This window comes from Pseudobdellovibrionaceae bacterium (assembly GCA_015163855.1).
In the GTDB taxonomy this organism is placed as follows: Bacteria; Bdellovibrionota; Bdellovibrionia; order Bdellovibrionales; family UBA1609; genus JAAOIH01.
Window position 1 is genome coordinate 1 of sequence record JAAOIK010000041.1, and the last position, 16,980, is coordinate 16,980.

The window sequence follows — 16,980 nt, forward strand, 5'->3', positions numbered from 1 at the left end:
TGCCTTTAAACCAAAGGCATCATGGCTGGTTCATAGGTTTTGCCCCCGCAGAAAACCCTGTAATTACTGTGGCTGTATTAACAGAACACTCCTGCCATGGGTCAACAGGAAGCGCTCCCCTAGCTCGAGATGTAATGCAAGCGTATTTAGATAAATACCCCCCGCAACCTAAAGACTTAAAAAATAGCCTTTCTTTAAAGGCAATACAGAAAAAAGGTTTATAATGATTTTACAGCAACCAACAACTAATATTTTTTATAAATTAAATTTAAAATTAATTTTTATTATTGTTGCCTTACAAGTGTTTGGATTAATCGTTCTTTATAGTGCCAGCTACAACAATGTAAAGCTTGGTTTAGAAATGATTTTTTGGAAACAACTAACTTGGTTAACCATAGGCTGGGTGGTTTTTTTTATTTTTACCTTTATACAGCCAAAACTATTTTTTAAATTAGCCTACCCACTGTACTTTCTTAACATTGCACTATTGGTTTTTACTCTAACAGAGGGAGTGTCATTTTATGGTGCAAAGCGATGGATCAAAATTGGCATCTTTTACTTACAAAGCTCAGAAATAATGAAATTAAGCATTATATTAGCTTTAGCAAAGTTACTTTCCACTTATAATATCCACAATAGCTTAAATTTTAAACAGCTAATAAAGCCATCTATCTTGCTGTGTTTACCTTTTTTACTAATAATGAAACAGCCCGACCTAGGTACTGCTTTAATTATTTTAAGCATTGGTGCCTCGATGCTAATTTTTTTTACACTAGAACATAAAGTTATTATTATAACCGGTATTTCTGTATTAATTTGTATACCCCTAGCTTGGAACTTTGTGCTTAAGCCCTACCAAAAAAAACGCATCATTACTTTTGTACAACCTTATAAAGACCCCAAAGGTATTGGCTACAACAGCATACAGTCACAAATTGCTATTGGCAGCGGGCAACTTATTGGAAAAGGTTTTACCAAAGGGACGCAATCACAATTACACTTTATTCCAGAGCGACATTCTGATTTTATCTTTAGTGTTTTAAGCGAAGAGTTTGGCTTTTGGGGAGCTTGCCTTTGCCTGCTATTATTTTTTTTATTATTTTCGATCTGCCTGCAAATAGCTGTCACTAGTTTGAGTGGTTTTTCCAGCCTCTGTATAGTCGGAATTGTTTCTTTTATTTTTTGGCAGGTATTTATTAACATCGGCATGGTTACGGGCATCCTCCCCATTGTAGGCACTCCCTTGCCATTTTTTTCCTATGGAGGATCTAGTATTATTAGTATTAGTGCAGCACTAGGCATACTTTCTTCTATTTCGTACCATATGCGAATTTTTTAACACCAAGTCCTTTTACCAAGCCTATAAAAATGGTTTTTTCTTTGCTGTATTAAAGCAATGAACAGAACTAAAGACCCTCTTTTGCTTTTAGCTTCTTTAAGTTGGCATAACATTCACTTAAAACCAGCTAACTTTTTAACACTCTTAAAAAAGTATAAAAAATATCAATTTTCTATTGCCGATACATGGAAATATTTGCCTTCTCACTTGCAAGAACGATTAAAAGTAAAACCCCATTGGTGGAAAGATTCCATAGAACAACTAACATGGTCTATAAAACAAAACATACAATTTACTTACCCTGGGCATCACCATTATCCTTGTTCATTAATTAGAGATCTAAATTATAGCCCTTTATTATCTTATATAGGAAAACCTTTAAACCAAGAAACTTCGCCCCTGCTAGCCGTTGTTGGTAGTCGTAAACCCAGCATAGATAGTTTAAATTGGATGGATGCTACCCTAGGGCCTGTCATAAAACAAAACCATATAAACTGTATTAGTGGAGGGGCTCAGGGAATAGATCAACATAGTCATCAAATTAGTATTCGCAATAACACCCCTACTATTGCTGTGATACCCACAGGATTTAAAAATATTTATCCCCACTCGTTTCAAAGTTACATCAAGGCTATTGAAAAAAGCGGAGGCAGTATAGTTAGTTTATTTTCTCCCAATATGCCATTGTTTAAATATAATTTTCATAAAAGAAATTGGTTAATAGCCAGCTTATCTACTCATGTTTTAATGATTGTGGGGCAAAAAAAAAGTGGTAGCTTATTAACCGCAAGCCTGGGTTTACAGTTAAATAAAGAAGTGGGAACTATTCCACAAGCCCCTTGGAGTGTATTTTCTGGAAATATTGAACTCATAAAACAAGGCTCTCAAATTTTATCCACCAAAGACGATCTGTCCACTTGGTTAAAGTTTAGTAGTCACTAAAAAGACAACATTCTTTCTGATAAAGGTATATTGCGCTTTCTTTTATAATACATCCAAAAACAAAAAATAATAATCCATAGATTAGGCATTAAATAAATTAAATATTCGGTGCCAAAACTTTTTTTCGATAAACTTAAAAAAATAGAATACAGTAACCAAAATATAGAAACAACAAAAACTGCTGTAGCAGATTGCCATTTTTTTTTAGAAAAATTCATAGGTAAAAGTATCCATGCCAATAAGCAAAATGATAAACACGATAAAATTAAATTAATAGACTTATATTTATATATTACTTGTTTTTGCGCTATTTGATTATCAAAACTGTTAGAAGAGTTTAAATCTAATAAATTATAGTATTTTAAATGGGGCTTGATAGAATTTGTTGCAAAAGATTGTAGCAAAAATTGTGCTTTATCAAAGTTATATAAAAAAGGCTCTTTTTCTGAAAAATTATATGCTTTTCCTTTGTGTAATTCTAAAATTAAATCTTTTTTATCTTCTTCTGTTTTTATAAATGTTCGCGATTTTTTAGCATACATAGATATATTATTTTTTTTGTTGGGAATAAAAGCAAAAATATTTTTAAAAAAATTATTAGAAAGCTTGTCTTTGGCATAAAATAAACTATCTTTAATTCCAAGCTGAAAAACTTCTGATTTCATACTTTGGTATACGCTAACACTAAATTGATTGCGCATTATCTTTAATTTATACGAGGCCATAGGCTTTAAAAAAAAATTTACTTGTAAGCTAAGTAAAAAAACAAAAAAACCTGCCGCAGCAATTGGATAAAAAAAAAATTTTAACCCTAACATAGAACTTAAAAGAAATTCATTATTAAAAAAAAGAGAATTATAAACAAAAAGAATGGCAATTAATAAACTAATTGGTAAAAGTAAAGGCAAGAAGGTAAATAAATCGATTGCCAAATAAGTAATAAAATCTAAAAAAGTTATTCTACTAGAAAAATAACTAAAAAGTTTTAAAACCTCTAAGATATAAAAAATACAACAAAAGAGGAAGGTAATAAATAAAAATTTTTTTATTAATTTATTAAAAATATAACAAAAAAACTCTAATTTAGAACTTTGTAAAAAACTTAACATATTTTTATAATCTAGAAAGGCTTTTTTCAATGTTATCTTTTAGTTGCAAAATGTTCTCTGACTCTCCAATAAAGTATAAAAAAGTATTATGTTGTTTAACATATTGCACCAATAAACTTTTCTTTTGAGGGCCACCTGTATATCCTGACCACACAGTAGGAGATATTTTTTCTATAGAAATTTGTGATTCTAAAAAATTATTTATACCTTTTATTTGTTTTTTGTTTTGCTTTTTTAAAAAATTTTTCTCTGTAACCGGCCCTTTTCGTAATGCAATTTGCTTATAAATTAATATATTAAGCTTATTAACCTTCTCTTCTTTAGAAATAAGTTGATAATTTTTTAAACTAACTAATTTATACCCTTTAGCTTCTTCTAAAGAGTCTAAATAAAAGCCTTCTAAGTTAGAAAAGTAACTAGCTATTTGTATTTTTTTATCAACCGAAGATAAACCTCTCTTCTTTTTCTTAGTTACCTTAGGGGAAGAAGCAGGGCTTTCTATGTCTACCACAAGAAGATTTATATCGTCTTTACTTATTTTATAACTAAAAACTCCAACCAATAAAGCAAATACCAACAAGCCTAACTGCCAATCTCTTTTTCTAACATTTTTCTTTTTTCTGTCTAATAATAACATTTTTATATTTTTTAAATTATCTTGAATGTTTATAGAGGCTACGCTTTCTACTTTACTAAAATAATATTTAGCTTCTTCTAAGTTGTGAAGCACTTCGTAGCACAAGGCTTTAGATAAATAAATAATATGGTTAAAGTTTGTAATGGTATCGGGAACATTTTTTAAATACACTTTCATTTTTTTCTTAATTACCTTGCGTTTTTCAACAGAGCCTTCTTGTGTATAAGCAATAACTAAAGCCCATAGTAAAAAAACTTGTTTTTTTGCATAAATAATATAAGAATTGTTGATTTTTTCTAACAAATTAGTTAAGTCGCAACTTTTTAATTGTTCTATAATTTCATCTTCTATTAGCTGTTGCTTAAATTGGTTTTCAAACTGCTCTTGCTCTAGCACAGATTGATAAGAAACCCTCATCTCTTCTTTAGATAAAGTGCTGTACGCTTCTGAAATAGAGTTAAATATTTCTTCGTAAAGCCCTCGCTCTTCTTCCGAAGAAAAAAAGGCAGCATTATCGGGATGAAATTTTTTAGAAAGATGCCTATATGCTTGTTTAATGTTCTGCTCTGTTGCCTTTGCATCTAAATTTAACAATTCAAAATAATCTTTATTTTTATTAGCATTAGTAATAGTTAATAACTCTTTTTTACTTAGTTGTTTAACATCAGACAAAGCCAACACATTTAAAAGTAAAAATAAATAAACCGATTTTAAGCCTTCTTCTGTATTCATTAGTTCTAACTTTTCTAATTGAACACAAGTAGAAGATAATTCTGCTTTTAATTGAGAAAAATGATTTAAAAGTTCTTTATTAGCAATAGAGACAGGAAGCTGTTCTTCTCTTAAAATAACATAGTAAGACTTAAATCGTTTGAAAAAAGTATTTAAACACTTTTCTGTTAAATTATTAGAAACTCGTATTAAAACACGCTGCCATTCCTCGATAGAAAAATGACCCACTAAAGCAAAATCAGGCTTCTCTTCATCAACCCATTCGCAGCTTACTGGTTGATCATCAAATAAAGTTAAAAGTCTTAGTGCAATTTGTAAATTAACTGCTTTAAAAATTTCTATCTCTGTAATTAAAGAATTTTTTAATAAAAAAGACCCAATGTTTTGCTTAGTATTTTGTGCTTCCAAACAATGCATTTCTATATCTTCATATTTTAATTGTGTTATTTTTGCCAGTAAAGCACCCAAGGTATTATTATCCTGCATCTTTACAAAAACAATATTACCTTCCTTATAATGAATAACTATTTCTTCGTCTTCTTTTCTTATTTTTAAAAAACCATTGGCTTTAATATGAAAAAAACTTGTTAAATGTTCTGGTAAATTATTAGCCACACATTTCATAGGTCGCTTTAAATTTTGGATAAATTGAGAATCTGTATAATTACTTCCAATTAAAGCTTGCTCTAAACAACTTAACTCCGACACTTTAGCTTTTTGTTTTGTTTCAGATATTTTATTTTTTTGGTGTTGCTCAATAACTAAAAACAAGTCGGCAATGGCAAAAGGTTTAGAAAATACTTTTAAAATTAATGGATGGTAAAGCAAACTGGCTTGAAACTCTAGGTCTGTAAAAACCCCCGACATATAAATTACTGGTATTGCTAAACTACCTTTTTGCAATAAAGCAGAAACCCAATCTGCACCATTTCCACTGGGCATAAATAAATCTACAATTAATAAATCTGGGCAAAAAGTTTGTAACTTATCTTCTGCGTCAAAAGTACTAGTGCACGCCATAGAATCATAACCGTAATCTTGCAAACTTTTTGACACAGAATCTGCAAATACTGCATCGTCATCTAAGACTAAAATTTTATACTTTTTAGGCATAAAATAATATCGGAAAAAGCCTTGAAAAACTAAATTTTTTAGACTAACCTTAAGTCTAAAAAGGGAGAAAATATGCCTACAAAAAAGACCACAGATCAAAACTTTCAAACCGATATTTTAGAAAGCAAGGGGCTTGTTTTAGTAGACTTTTGGGCAGAGTGGTGTGGACCTTGTAGAGCATTAGGACCTAAGTTAGAAGAAATTTCAGATGAGCAATCCGATGCAATCAATATTTATAAAATCAACATTGATGAAAATGCAAAAACCCCCTCTACTTATAATGTTAAAGGTATTCCAACTATGATCTTATTTAAAAATGGCCAAGTTATGGATCAATTAGTAGGAAATCAGGATAAAGAAAGTATTTTAAATAAAATAAAAGAACACCAAAGCTAAAAAGAACTTATAAATCAAGCTCTTCTTCTTCTTCTGATTCGTTATTTTCTAAATCGTTTTCTAAATCGTCTTCTAATTCGTTACCGTTTAAGTCGCCTTCTAATTGTTTGTCTTGCGCAGCTTCGCCTATTGTTTTTTTCTTTTCAAAAAAACTACTCTCCTCCAAGATGTCTTCATCATCGCCAAACTCCTCAAAATCTAACTTATCACTTTCTTCACGCTTTAAATCGCTGACTCCATCAAAGCTACCAACTCGGTCACCCACTTTAATGTCTGACATAATTTGGCTAATCACCGCAGTGGCTGTATTTTTTTGAACATTTAAAATATTAATATACGCAGCCACTGTATCTCCCCAACGATCACGGCCTCCTCTAGATTTTAAGCTTTGATATACTGGAAAAACATCTCCCACCTTTAATGAATCCTGCAAGCCTACATTTAAATACACTAAATTATGTAAGCCCAATAATTCTGGAGAAGACAAACCCTTCCCTCCCATAATTAAACCTAAGCGAGGCAATGTTTTGTTGCTAGTGTTTTTTTCTACAAAAAATTTACGCAATGGCCCGTAAATAATAGAATCTCCTTCTTTTATGGAAAGAAAAGAGTGTGTAATTTTAGCCTTATATTCTGCATAAAAAGCCTCGTCTGTTTTAGCTACAACCTCAATCACTTTTAATTCCGCTCTTACTTGTAACAGCCTTTCATCAATGGATTGGTTTTTAAAATAAATAGGTTTAGTATCTACCACTCTAAGTCGTTGCCCTACATCCACCACGGCATCGCCAAAAACTTTAATAAATATATCCTGACCCTTAGAATATAAAAGCCTTCGCCCACTGGGCAATACCTCACCAATACTATTTGGTATGCGCTCTATAATCATATTATCCAAATACACAGAGAGTTTTTGACCAGACACAGCAGGCTCTACAAACTCTATGGCTAACTCATTGGTTAGTTTTTCTTGTTGCTGATGATAAATGGATTTCCATAAGGGAAAGCTTTTTGGAAACTTCTTAAGTACGGGCCGTATCCTAGATGTCAGGGCAGGCAAAAGTACTTTTTTATTTTCTTTAATTTTTTTTCCCTCTTTATTCTCTCTTATAAATTTTGCAGTAATTTGCTTTCTTGCTGGTTTTCCTGCTGCAGAAAAACGCAAACCTCCACCTGCCTTAAGGCTCAGATGAGTATTTTCGGCAATTAAGTGCGGATTAGATAATTGAGAATTTACCGCCCATAACTTAGGCCAATAAGTAGCCGAACCTAAAACATTGGCACTAATTTGTGATAAATTATCTCCAGGCTTTACTTTATAATTATCCTTATTTTTACTGGTTACAATTCCATCCCAGCGCTGAGCAGGAACCGCTTGTTCATAAAACTCTAAATAAATATTATGCAACCAGTCTTCGTAGTCGGAGTTAAAACTAGCACTAACCACCCCATGTGAAACCAGTATTATGCCAAACATAACCCATCTAAAATAACGCATCATAGTTTAAAAATTACTAGATTTTTAGCCTTTGAACAGTGTTAAAAAAAAACCTCTTCTAAAGTAATGGAAGTTATCCACAATTTTTGTGTCTAAAGTCCATAAATAGAAAAGAAAAAGCGGAAATACCCCCGTTATGTGAATATGCCTTAATTATGACAAACTATAACTACCTAAAAATACTATATTTTTCGTAAAAAAATGCAGTTTATGAATTCAAAATAACAGTTTTGTAAATATTTTTACTCCTAAGCTGGAGGTAAACTTGCTATTTAAAAGCTAATGTTTCTGTTATTGCCCTTAATAGTACTAGCCTACTATTTTTCTGATAGCACTTCCGCTTTTTTGTCCGAACCCATTTTAGCCCTCAGCAACTATTTACATAATTTTTGTTTAAGCTTCTCTAAAGCTAGTCCCTACGAGGGGCTATATCAAAGCTTAAGTTGTGGTAAAAAACTGCCCTCCCATTGGTATTCTCTTTTTGCCAACTCTGGCCTAATACATTTAATTATTATTTCTGGGCTACACATTTCCTTAATATATAGAAGCCTTACTCATTTACAGAGCAAAATTCTTCTTTTACCCAAAAGCATAACTATTAGCCTCAACTTATTCCTCTTACTATTATATACATTTATGCTTAATATTTCGGCACCCGCTTTGCGCGCCTATTTTTTTCAAGTGATAAAGTTAATCAACAACTACGGCAAATTACATTGGCCCTCTAGCTATTTAGTTTTACTTTCTGTGCTATTAAGTTTGTTATTTAAACCCAGCTTATGGGCCTCCATTTCTTTGCTGTTAAGCTGGAGCGCAATACTTATTATTTATTTTTTACACCAAGTATTAAGCCACCCCTTAATTCCTTCTGTATATAAAAAGCCTTTTATAAAAATACCTATTCAAAGTGCCCTTTTATATTTATTTTTATTTCCTATTTTAAGTCAATTTAATAGCATTCATCCATTTAGTATTTTTATACAAATATTATTTACTCCCTTGTTATTACTGTTTTTAATTCCTTTATCTATTTTACAATACTTTTTCTTTTCTAACTTGTTTTTTGCTGACTACCTATGGAAAATATTTTTTTCATTACTAACCCCCTTGCAAAACCTTTTAGTTAATGGCCCTACTGCAGACAAACTCCCCTTGCTTTATTTTTGGATTTATACCATTAGCTTACAATTTTGTTTAAGCCTTTTTGAAGTTTATATTAAAAAATATAAGCTTTCTATGAAAAAAAATATACACCTTAAAAATCATGATTTATAAATTTTTTACTTATTGCCTTTTTGTATTTTTATTTCTTTCCCCACACTATTTATCTATTAATAAAATTACACAACCCGTATTTATTATATGGAATGTAGGGCAAGGCTCGTGGAGCAGCCTTGTTACCAATAAGGCTTGCTTTCATTTTGATATGGGAGGAGAAGGTTACAATAAAAACAACGCCATTATACAAAAATGTAAAACAAAACAAAACATTTTGCTTTTAACTCATTCTGATAAAGATCATATTAAATTTACTTATTTATTTAAAAAGAATCGAATAAAGTTTTGTTTATATAAAAAACCTCGAGAAAAAATTAAAAAGTATAATAAAAAATATTTGCGAAATTTACAATTATGCACCAAACAAAAACTCCTTTTACTAAAAGATAATGGTATTGTCGAAATACCTTTTGCTATTTCAAAAAAAATAACTTTTTTTAAAAAAAAATCTACCCCACTTTCTACTAATTTTTTAAGTAGAGTTTTTTTAATTAAAAATTTAATTCTTGTAGGGGGAGACAGCACAAAAAAGGCCGAATTATTATGGAAAAATAACTTGCCTTACCCCGAAAAAATTAAATACTTTGTGCTAGATCATCATGGCAGTAAAAATAGTAATCATATAAAGCTTTTTCAAAAGCTAAGTCATTTAATAATGGCCATTGCTAGTGCAAAAAAATCTAGATACAAACACCCTCATAAAGAAGTTGTAAACTTACTAAAAAAACAAAAAGTGGCGTTATTACAAACCGAAATATGGGGTTCTATTTATATATATTTAAAAAAATAAAAGTAATGGATTAAAAATATAAAAAAAGCAAAGCCCTTAATTTAAATAAGGTCTATATTCCATATTTAAATCTTGAGCTACAGCTTGATAGGCAATATAACCATCATAAACATTAATGCCCGACTTTAAAATTGGTTTTTTTTCTAAAGCTTTTTTTAAACCATACTTTGCCAATGTTAAACCATAAGGCAAAGTGGCATTAGTTAATGCGTAAGTAGAAGTTCTAGGCACCACTCCTGGAATATTAGGAACACAGTAATGTAGTACTCCATTAATTTCGTAAGTAGGGTTCACATGACTGGTGGGCTTGCAAGTGGCTATACAACCACCTTGGTCCACAGCTACATCTACAACTACAGAACCTTTACTCATTTTATGAATCATGGCTTCTGTAATCAACTGAGGCGCTTTATGGCCAGCTACTAAAACGGCACCAATTAATAAATCGGTATTAATTACTGACTCTTCTAAGTTCTGTGCATTAGAAAACAAAGTTTGCACTCGCCCTTGAAAAAGGTCATCTAAAAAACTTAAGCGAGCATGATCAATATCTAATAAAATAACATCTGCGCCCAAGCCCACGGCCATTTTTGCCGCTTGAACACCTACTACTCCACCTCCAACAATAGTAACTTGTGCTTTTTTAACACCGGTTACTCCTCCTAATAAAATGCCTTTTCCACCATGGTCTTTTTGTAAATAAAAAGCACCCACTTGAGTAGCCATACGCCCTGCAACTTCACTCATAGGAGTTAACAAAGGCAAGCTTCCATCGCTTTCTTGAATGGTTTCATAAGCAATAGATTGAATTTTTTTATCACATAAAATTTTCGCTAACTGAGGCTCGGCAGCTAAATGCAAATAAGTAAATAATAGCTGACCCTCTTGCATTAAATCATACTCTTGAGGTAAAGGTTCTTTTACCTTAATGATCATTTCTGCGTTTTCATAAACTTCTTTAGCAGAGTCGACAATTTTGGCTCCCACAGATAAGTAATTTTCGTCAGTAATCAAACAGCCTAAACCCGCTTGTGTTTCTACAAAAACCTCGTGACCTTGGGCAACAAACTGCCTAACACCCGATTCGGTTAACCCTACTCTCGATTCACTAATTTTAATTTCTTTAGGAACTCCTACTCTCATAATTGCCTCCGCGCAGCTTATTGGATATACCAAATTTCCACCGAAAACAAGAAGAATAACACGGGTTACTTAAAATTTTAAAGCCCCAGCCCTTTCTTTTATATCATAAAAAGCCGGTAGCGCTAAAAGCCTTTGTAGCAACTGGTTCATTAAGGCATGCCCTGGTTTATATAAAGTAATTTGAGCCAGCAAAGGTCGGCCTAAAATGGCTAAATCCCCTAAAGCATCTAAAATTTTGTGTCTAACAAACTCATCAGAAAATCGTAAACCTTCTTGATTTAAAATTCCTGTGGGAGTTAAAACAATGGCATTATCCAAAGACCCCCCTAGTACCAAACCTTGTTTTTTTAACTGTTCTACCTGCTCTATAAAACCAAAAGTTCTTGCACCTGCAATTTCTGTATCAAAAGAATGACTATCTATTTCTAAATCTAAAGATTGCTTTAAAATTTTTGGGTGAGGAAAATCAATATTACAACTAATGCGTAAACCATTATAGGGTTCTACTTTTGCATAAGAAGACCCTAATTTTTCTGTAAATTCTTTTTGCACACAAACATATGGCTTAACTTTATTTTGTTCTAGCACTTCTGCTTTTTTAAAAGCTTGTACAAAAACTTTCGAGCTTCCGTCTAAAATAGGCATCTCTTCACCAAAAACTTCAATATATAAATTATCCACTCCCATAGCATACAAAGCTGCTAAACAATGTTCCACTGTAGAAATTTTATAATCTCCAAAGTCTAAAGTGGTTGCTAGCTCGGTAGATTTTACTTTATGGGCTTCTAACCTTACGCAAGGGCGCTTTGGTAAATCGGCTCTGACAAAACAAATTCCTGTATCTACCGTTGCTGGAAGAAAGTTAACAGAAACTTCTTTGCCTGAGTGTAACCCCACCCCCGATAAAGAGGTTTTAGATTTTAAAGTGTTTTGTAAAAACATAAATTTTATTTAGTTTGTTTTTTGTATTTTTGTATTTTTGTATTTTTTAGTTTGTTTTTTGTTTTTTGTTTTTTTATTTTTTAGTTTGTATTTTAGTTTTCGTTTTTTGCGTTTTTTGTATTTTAAAATTATCTAATACTTTTTCTAATTGATGAACTCTCGAAGCTTTAATAAAAATAATGTCCTCTTTTTTAATTTGTAAATTTATTGTATTTAAAAAATCTTGAAACTCTTTGGTATTCACCGAAGGGCTACAAACCCAATTTCCCGTAAACAAACTTTTTTCTAAACCCGACAAGAAAGAATCTTCATTGCCAACAAAGCCTATAGTATCAAATAAAGCTCCTACACGCAAAGCCAAACGATAATGCTCTTCATCGGACCACTTGCCTAATTCGCCCATCGCTCCTATTACAGCGATTTTTTTTCCTGCACAAGAAAATTTTTCTAAACTATTTAAGGCCGATGTAAAACTAGCGGGATTTGCATTGTAGGCATCAAAAATAATCGCAGCGCCTGTGCAATGATGTAACAATTGCATTCGTCCCCAGCCTGCTTGTAAAGTATTTAAAGCCTTTATAATATTATCCCAAGGCACTCCTAGTGCTAAATTAATAGTTACTGCCGCTGCAATATTATCCATATTATGCACGCCTAATAAAGGGACAGAAATTTGGTTTTGATACTGCTTTTTGCCGTTATTAAAGTAGCTTAAAGTAAAGCGTAAACCAAACAAAGACTCTTCAATAAATTGCGTAACTACACATTGGTGCAATGACTTTTTATGACTTAATATTTTTTCAGACCCAAAAGAAAAAGAATGTTTATCACCACCTGCTAAGTATTTTTGTTTCATTTTTACAGTAAAATCATTATTTTCATTAAAAATACCTACGGCAGTATCAGAAGAAAATTGATAAAGCTCTTGCTTAGCATCGGCCACCTCTTGTAAAGAATTAAAATGACCAATATGAGACGCATTAACTTGAGTAACTAATACAATATCTGGCTTAACCATTTGTGTTAATAATTTAAGCTCTCCTTTATGACTCATTCCCATTTCTAAAAGAATAACTTCATCATCTGGTTCTGCCTCTAACAAACTTAAAGACACTCCTAAATTATTGTTAAAGCTTAATGGGCTTTTATAAGTCTTCTTATATTTGTGTAACAATTGATAAGTAAAATTTTTAGTGCTTGTTTTTCCATTAGACCCGCTAATGGCTACCAACTTTCCTTTTAGTGATTTTCTCCATTGAACAGCCATTAATTGTAAAGCTTTTAAAGTGTCTGGCACCTGTAGCACACTAACATCATTAAATGACATAATTTCGGTCAAAAATTTTTTACTAATCTTTTGGTCTATAAAAAAAACACGAACACCTTTTTCATAAGCGATTTTTAAAAACGCATTGGCATCCACCTTGCCCTGCAAAGAAACAAAAGCACTATCTTGCTTATACTGTCTAGTGTCTGTTAAAAAATTAGAAAACCCCTGAGCATCATGCTTTAAAATCTTTGCCTTTGACCACAAAGCCACCTCTTTCACAAAAAATTTTTTATTTGTTTTATCCATTTTTTAAAAGCCTTTGTACTTCTGTATAATCATTCCAAAAAAAAGTTTTGTTTTTTACTATTTGCTCTTGCTCATGCCCCTTGCCCGCAATAATTAAAACATCGTCTTTACCTTGTAAAGTCAAAGCAAATTGAATGGCTTCTTTTCTATTACAAATAACAAATAACTTATCTGGATAGTCAGAAACCTTTGTTCCATTTAAAATGTCTTTAATAATACTTTCTGGCTTTTCTTCTCTAGGATTATCAGAAGTTAACACAATAAAATGGGCAATTTTTAAAGCCTCTTGTAACATTAAAGGCCTTTTTAATTTGTCGCGATCCCCTCCGCAGCCAAAAACAATGCCCACTCTTTTAGCTAAAGGCTTTACCGAAAGCAATACAGAAGAAATAGCATTGGGAGTATGGGCATAATCTACAAAAATAGAAAGTTTACAGGTATTTTCTACCTTTTGTAACCTTCCCGGAATTCCTTTAAATAGCGACAAAGATTTTGCTAATGATTGTATATCATAACCAAAATCATAAGCCACAACAACGCTGGCCACAATATTATAAGCATTGTGCAAGCCAATTAAGGCCGTGGTAAAAACATAAATCTTTTTTTGAAACTTTAAACTAATGGTCATTCCCTCTAAATTTTCTTTAATAACTTTAAAAGAAAAATCTGCAGAAGAGTCTTGCCCATAAGTCCACCGCTTAAGATGCAAAGCTACTTGCAATTTTTTACCATAACTATCATCTATGTTAATGATTGCCGAACAAGGAGTTTGCATTAGCTCCCTTGCTTTTAAAAATAATTTTTGTTTTTCAGCAAAGTAATTAGCCATACTTTCATGATAATCTAAATGGTCTTGCGTTAAATTAGTAAAAACCACGGCTTGAAAAGGAAACACTATTAACCGGTGCTGACTTAACCCGTGGCTAGACACTTCTAAAATTAAGGTTGTCATTTTTTCTTGATTAAAATCTGCTAACCTTTGGTATAAATTTAAAACACTGGGGCTAGTTAAAGCAGTAGGCCATACTTTTTTATTAATGTGGTGATTAACGGTTCCCATTACTCCTGGTACTTCTTTTTGTTGTCGCAATAAAAATTCTAATAAATAACTAATACTAGTTTTTCCATTTGTGCCGGTAATACCTACCGACTTTATATTTTGCAATTTATTTTTATGAAAAGCATAAGCTAGGTTAGACAATAATTTTCGAGTATCAGAAACGGGAATACACAAAACTCCGTCTTGTTTATAAATTTTTGTACTTAACAAGGATTCTAAAAAAATAACAGAAACTTTTTTACCAATCACCTCTTTAATTGCCGAATGTCCGTCAAACAAAGCCCCTTTAATGGCAACAAAACAAGAACCCGCAACCACTTTTCTAGAATCATCAAAAATATTAGAAATAGCTATTTCATTAAATTCTTTAGAAATAAACTGCTTAGCTATTTTTTGAAATTCTATATCAGGACAATTTAAAAGAGTTGTTTTTAACAACATAACTAAAAATGTTTAAGAACCAATTTAATGGTTTTAATTTTTTTTAATGAAGTTCCAGGAAGAGGTCGCATAGAATAAACTTGCCCCGAACCTTTTACTTTATATTTAAAATTTTTAATACTTTGTAATTTTTTAATCGCCTCTCGCAAACTAAGGTTTTTTAAATTAGGCATTATTTTTTTTACAGTCACCTTTAGCAATGATGACAAAACCCTTTGCTGTGCTTTTTTGTAACTAGATAATTTTTTTGTTTGTGCTTTGGTTTTTTTCACTACACTGTTTTGATGTTTATTTATTAAAGGTGGAATTTTTGCCCAAGACAATGCACTAGCAGCTAATTTAGAAAATAAAGGAGCAGCTACTTGAGAGGCATAAAATTTCTTACCTTTGGGGTTATCGACAATAACATACACCACAAATTTTGGGTCATTTACAGGAAAGAACCCAGCAAAACTAGAAACATAAGCTCCTTTTAAATACGCCCCCTTTCCTGGGTCAATTTTTTGAGCAGTTCCCGTTTTTCCTGCAACCAAATACCCCGAAACTCTAGCTGCCTTTCCCGTAGAATGTAAACTAGTAGAACTTAATAATAATAACTTTAAAATATGCGCTTCTCGACTACTAAGAACTCTTCTAATTATTTTTGGTTTTATTTTTTTAACCACACTACCGTCAGCCCTAGTAATGGCTTTTACAAAGTGTGGCTGTTTTAAAACCCCGCCATTAGCAATAGCCGCGTAAGCATTAGCCATTTGCAAAGCACTAACGGCAATGCCTTGCCCAAAAGACACATTAGCTAATAAATGTGGCTTCCACGGTAACTTTTGTAAAATACCACGAACTTCACCAGAAAAATCTACTCCTGTTTTAGCACCAAAGCCAAAATCCTGTAACACTTTTCGCAGTTTTGCATCTCCTAAAACTAAAGCCATTTTACTCATTCCAATATTAGAAGAAAAGCGTAAAATATCTTTTATAGCTAACCACTTAAAGTTATGATTTTTATGTGCCTCTCTAATAATATGTGGCCCTACTTTAAAGGTTTTTTTACCAATCCAAAATTTACTATTGGGTTTAATACTCCCCTGCTTTAATGCAGCAGCTACTACAAAAGGTTTAAATGTGCTACCTGGTTCAAAGATATCCACTATTGCTTTGTTTCGCTTTAGCTGATTGGCAGTAGTGCTTGCTTTAAGTAAATCATAACCAGGGGTATTAGCCATAGCTAATATTGCCGAACTTTGTGCATCTAAAATTAGTGCGGTTACAGCGTCGGCTTGATACAATTTTTGTGTTTTATCAATTTCTTTTTCTAAAATGTTTTGTAAATCAGAAACTATATTTAATTCTAAATTTAAGCCTCGACTACTTTTAAACAAAGTTCCTTTCTCTAGCAACCCTCGGCCTTTAGCATCTTTTAAAATAGAATAAGCCTCTTCTTTGGCTTTAGACAAAGTTTGGTTATAAAATAACTCCAAACCCTCTAACCCCTTAGAGTCTACATCAACAAACCCCAATACCGTAGATAAATGCTTTCTATAAGGGTAAAACCGTTTAGTTTCTTCTACAAAAGCAATGGCTTTAGAGGCAATTTTACTAATGCTTTCTTTCTTCTGTAAGCTTAACTTTCTAGCTATCCATACAAATTGTTTTTTAGGCTTATGTAATTTTTTATAAATAGAAAAAGCAGAAGTGGATAATTCTTTAGACAAAGCTCGCGATAGCTTAAGCACATTTTTTATTTTTTTAGGATTAGCATACAAAGAATACGAGGGAGTGTTAATTACCAAAGCCTTTCCTTGAGCATCAAAAATTTGCCCTCTTTTGGGGGCTAACTTTAATACCTTTTTAAAATTAATGTTTTCTAAATTTTGCAATTTTTTATTAGAAAACAATTGCACTTGTGCTAAGCGCAAAATTAACACCACGCTGACACAAAAAAAACTAATACTTAATAAAATAAATCGATTTTTTAACATAAAAA

General features: G+C 31.9%; 14 protein-coding genes. 6 read left to right on the plus strand and 8 right to left on the minus strand.

Going from position 1 to position 16,980, the window contains the following annotated elements:
- The 3 genes from HAW63_05075 to HAW63_05085 all read left to right on the plus strand — a co-directional run.
- A partial coding sequence (locus HAW63_05075) for a hypothetical protein (protein MBE8163341.1) occupies nucleotides 1-224 on the plus strand: 224 nt, incomplete at its 5' end.
- A complete protein-coding gene (gene rodA, locus HAW63_05080; protein MBE8163342.1) occupies nucleotides 224-1,339 on the plus strand; it encodes a rod shape-determining protein RodA in 1,116 nt (371 codons plus the stop codon). The genes HAW63_05075 and rodA, both read left to right, overlap by 1 nt.
- Before the next feature lie 57 nt (nucleotides 1,340-1,396).
- A complete protein-coding gene (locus tag HAW63_05085; GenBank protein ID MBE8163343.1) occupies nucleotides 1,397-2,281 on the plus strand; it encodes a hypothetical protein in 885 nt (294 codons plus the stop codon).
- Here the strand turns inward: HAW63_05085 and HAW63_05090 are convergent.
- Nucleotides 2,278-3,390 (minus strand): LptF/LptG family permease, encoded by a 1,113-nt coding sequence (locus tag HAW63_05090; GenBank protein MBE8163344.1) that lies wholly within the window; start codon nucleotides 3,388-3,390, stop codon nucleotides 2,278-2,280. The genes HAW63_05085 and HAW63_05090 overlap by 4 nt on opposite strands.
- A 4-nt stretch (nucleotides 3,391-3,394) precedes the next feature.
- Complete coding sequence (locus HAW63_05095) at nucleotides 3,395-5,872, minus strand: DnaJ domain-containing protein (GenBank protein ID MBE8163345.1); 2,478 nt, start codon at nucleotides 5,870-5,872, stop codon at nucleotides 3,395-3,397.
- Nucleotides 5,873-5,944: 72 nt separating this feature from the next.
- On the opposite strand from HAW63_05095, the gene trxA reads away from it, so the two are divergent.
- A complete protein-coding gene (gene trxA, locus HAW63_05100; GenBank protein MBE8163346.1) occupies nucleotides 5,945-6,268 on the plus strand; it encodes a thioredoxin in 324 nt (107 codons plus the stop codon).
- 7 nt (nucleotides 6,269-6,275) lie between these two features.
- Here the strand turns inward: trxA and HAW63_05105 are convergent, their stop codons facing one another.
- Nucleotides 6,276-7,769 carry a LysM peptidoglycan-binding domain-containing protein gene (locus HAW63_05105; protein MBE8163347.1) on the minus strand — a complete coding sequence of 498 codons (1,494 nt, stop codon included), beginning with the start codon at nucleotides 7,767-7,769 and terminating at the stop codon, nucleotides 6,276-6,278.
- A gap of 279 nt (nucleotides 7,770-8,048) precedes the next feature.
- Here HAW63_05105 and HAW63_05110 point away from each other — a divergent pair, with 279 nt between their 5' ends.
- Both HAW63_05110 and HAW63_05115 read left to right on the plus strand, forming a co-directional pair.
- Nucleotides 8,049-9,041 carry a hypothetical protein gene (locus HAW63_05110; GenBank protein ID MBE8163348.1) on the plus strand — a complete coding sequence of 331 codons (993 nt, stop codon included), beginning with the start codon at nucleotides 8,049-8,051 and terminating at the stop codon, nucleotides 9,039-9,041.
- Complete coding sequence (locus HAW63_05115) at nucleotides 9,031-9,834, plus strand: hypothetical protein (protein ID MBE8163349.1); 804 nt, start codon at nucleotides 9,031-9,033, stop codon at nucleotides 9,832-9,834. Before HAW63_05110 ends, HAW63_05115 begins: the two co-directional genes overlap by 11 nt.
- A gap of 36 nt (nucleotides 9,835-9,870) precedes the next feature.
- Here HAW63_05115 and ald read toward each other — a convergent pair whose 3' ends face one another.
- From ald to HAW63_05140, 5 genes are all read right to left on the minus strand, one after another.
- On the minus strand, nucleotides 9,871-10,977 hold the full coding sequence (gene ald / locus HAW63_05120) for an alanine dehydrogenase (protein ID MBE8163350.1): 1,107 nt from the start codon (nucleotides 10,975-10,977) through the stop codon (nucleotides 9,871-9,873).
- Nucleotides 10,978-11,046: 69 nt separating this feature from the next.
- Nucleotides 11,047-11,919: a UDP-3-O-acyl-N-acetylglucosamine deacetylase gene (locus tag HAW63_05125; GenBank protein ID MBE8163351.1), complete on the minus strand. Its 873-nt coding sequence runs from the start codon at nucleotides 11,917-11,919 to the stop codon at nucleotides 11,047-11,049.
- A 73-nt stretch (nucleotides 11,920-11,992) separates the two neighbouring features.
- Nucleotides 11,993-13,495, minus strand: coding sequence for a UDP-N-acetylmuramoyl-tripeptide--D-alanyl-D-alanine ligase (gene murF, locus HAW63_05130; protein ID MBE8163352.1), 1,503 nt, complete (start codon nucleotides 13,493-13,495; stop codon nucleotides 11,993-11,995).
- The gene (locus tag HAW63_05135; protein ID MBE8163353.1) at nucleotides 13,488-14,996 is read right to left on the minus strand and encodes a UDP-N-acetylmuramoyl-L-alanyl-D-glutamate--2,6-diaminopimelate ligase; all 1,509 of its coding nucleotides are present in this window, start codon (nucleotides 14,994-14,996) and stop codon (nucleotides 13,488-13,490) included. The genes murF and HAW63_05135 overlap by 8 nt, the downstream gene beginning before the upstream one ends.
- A 2-nt stretch (nucleotides 14,997-14,998) precedes the next feature.
- The gene (locus HAW63_05140; GenBank protein MBE8163354.1) at nucleotides 14,999-16,975 is read right to left on the minus strand and encodes a transpeptidase family protein; all 1,977 of its coding nucleotides are present in this window, start codon (nucleotides 16,973-16,975) and stop codon (nucleotides 14,999-15,001) included.
- Between the last annotated feature and the right edge of the window lie 5 nt (nucleotides 16,976-16,980).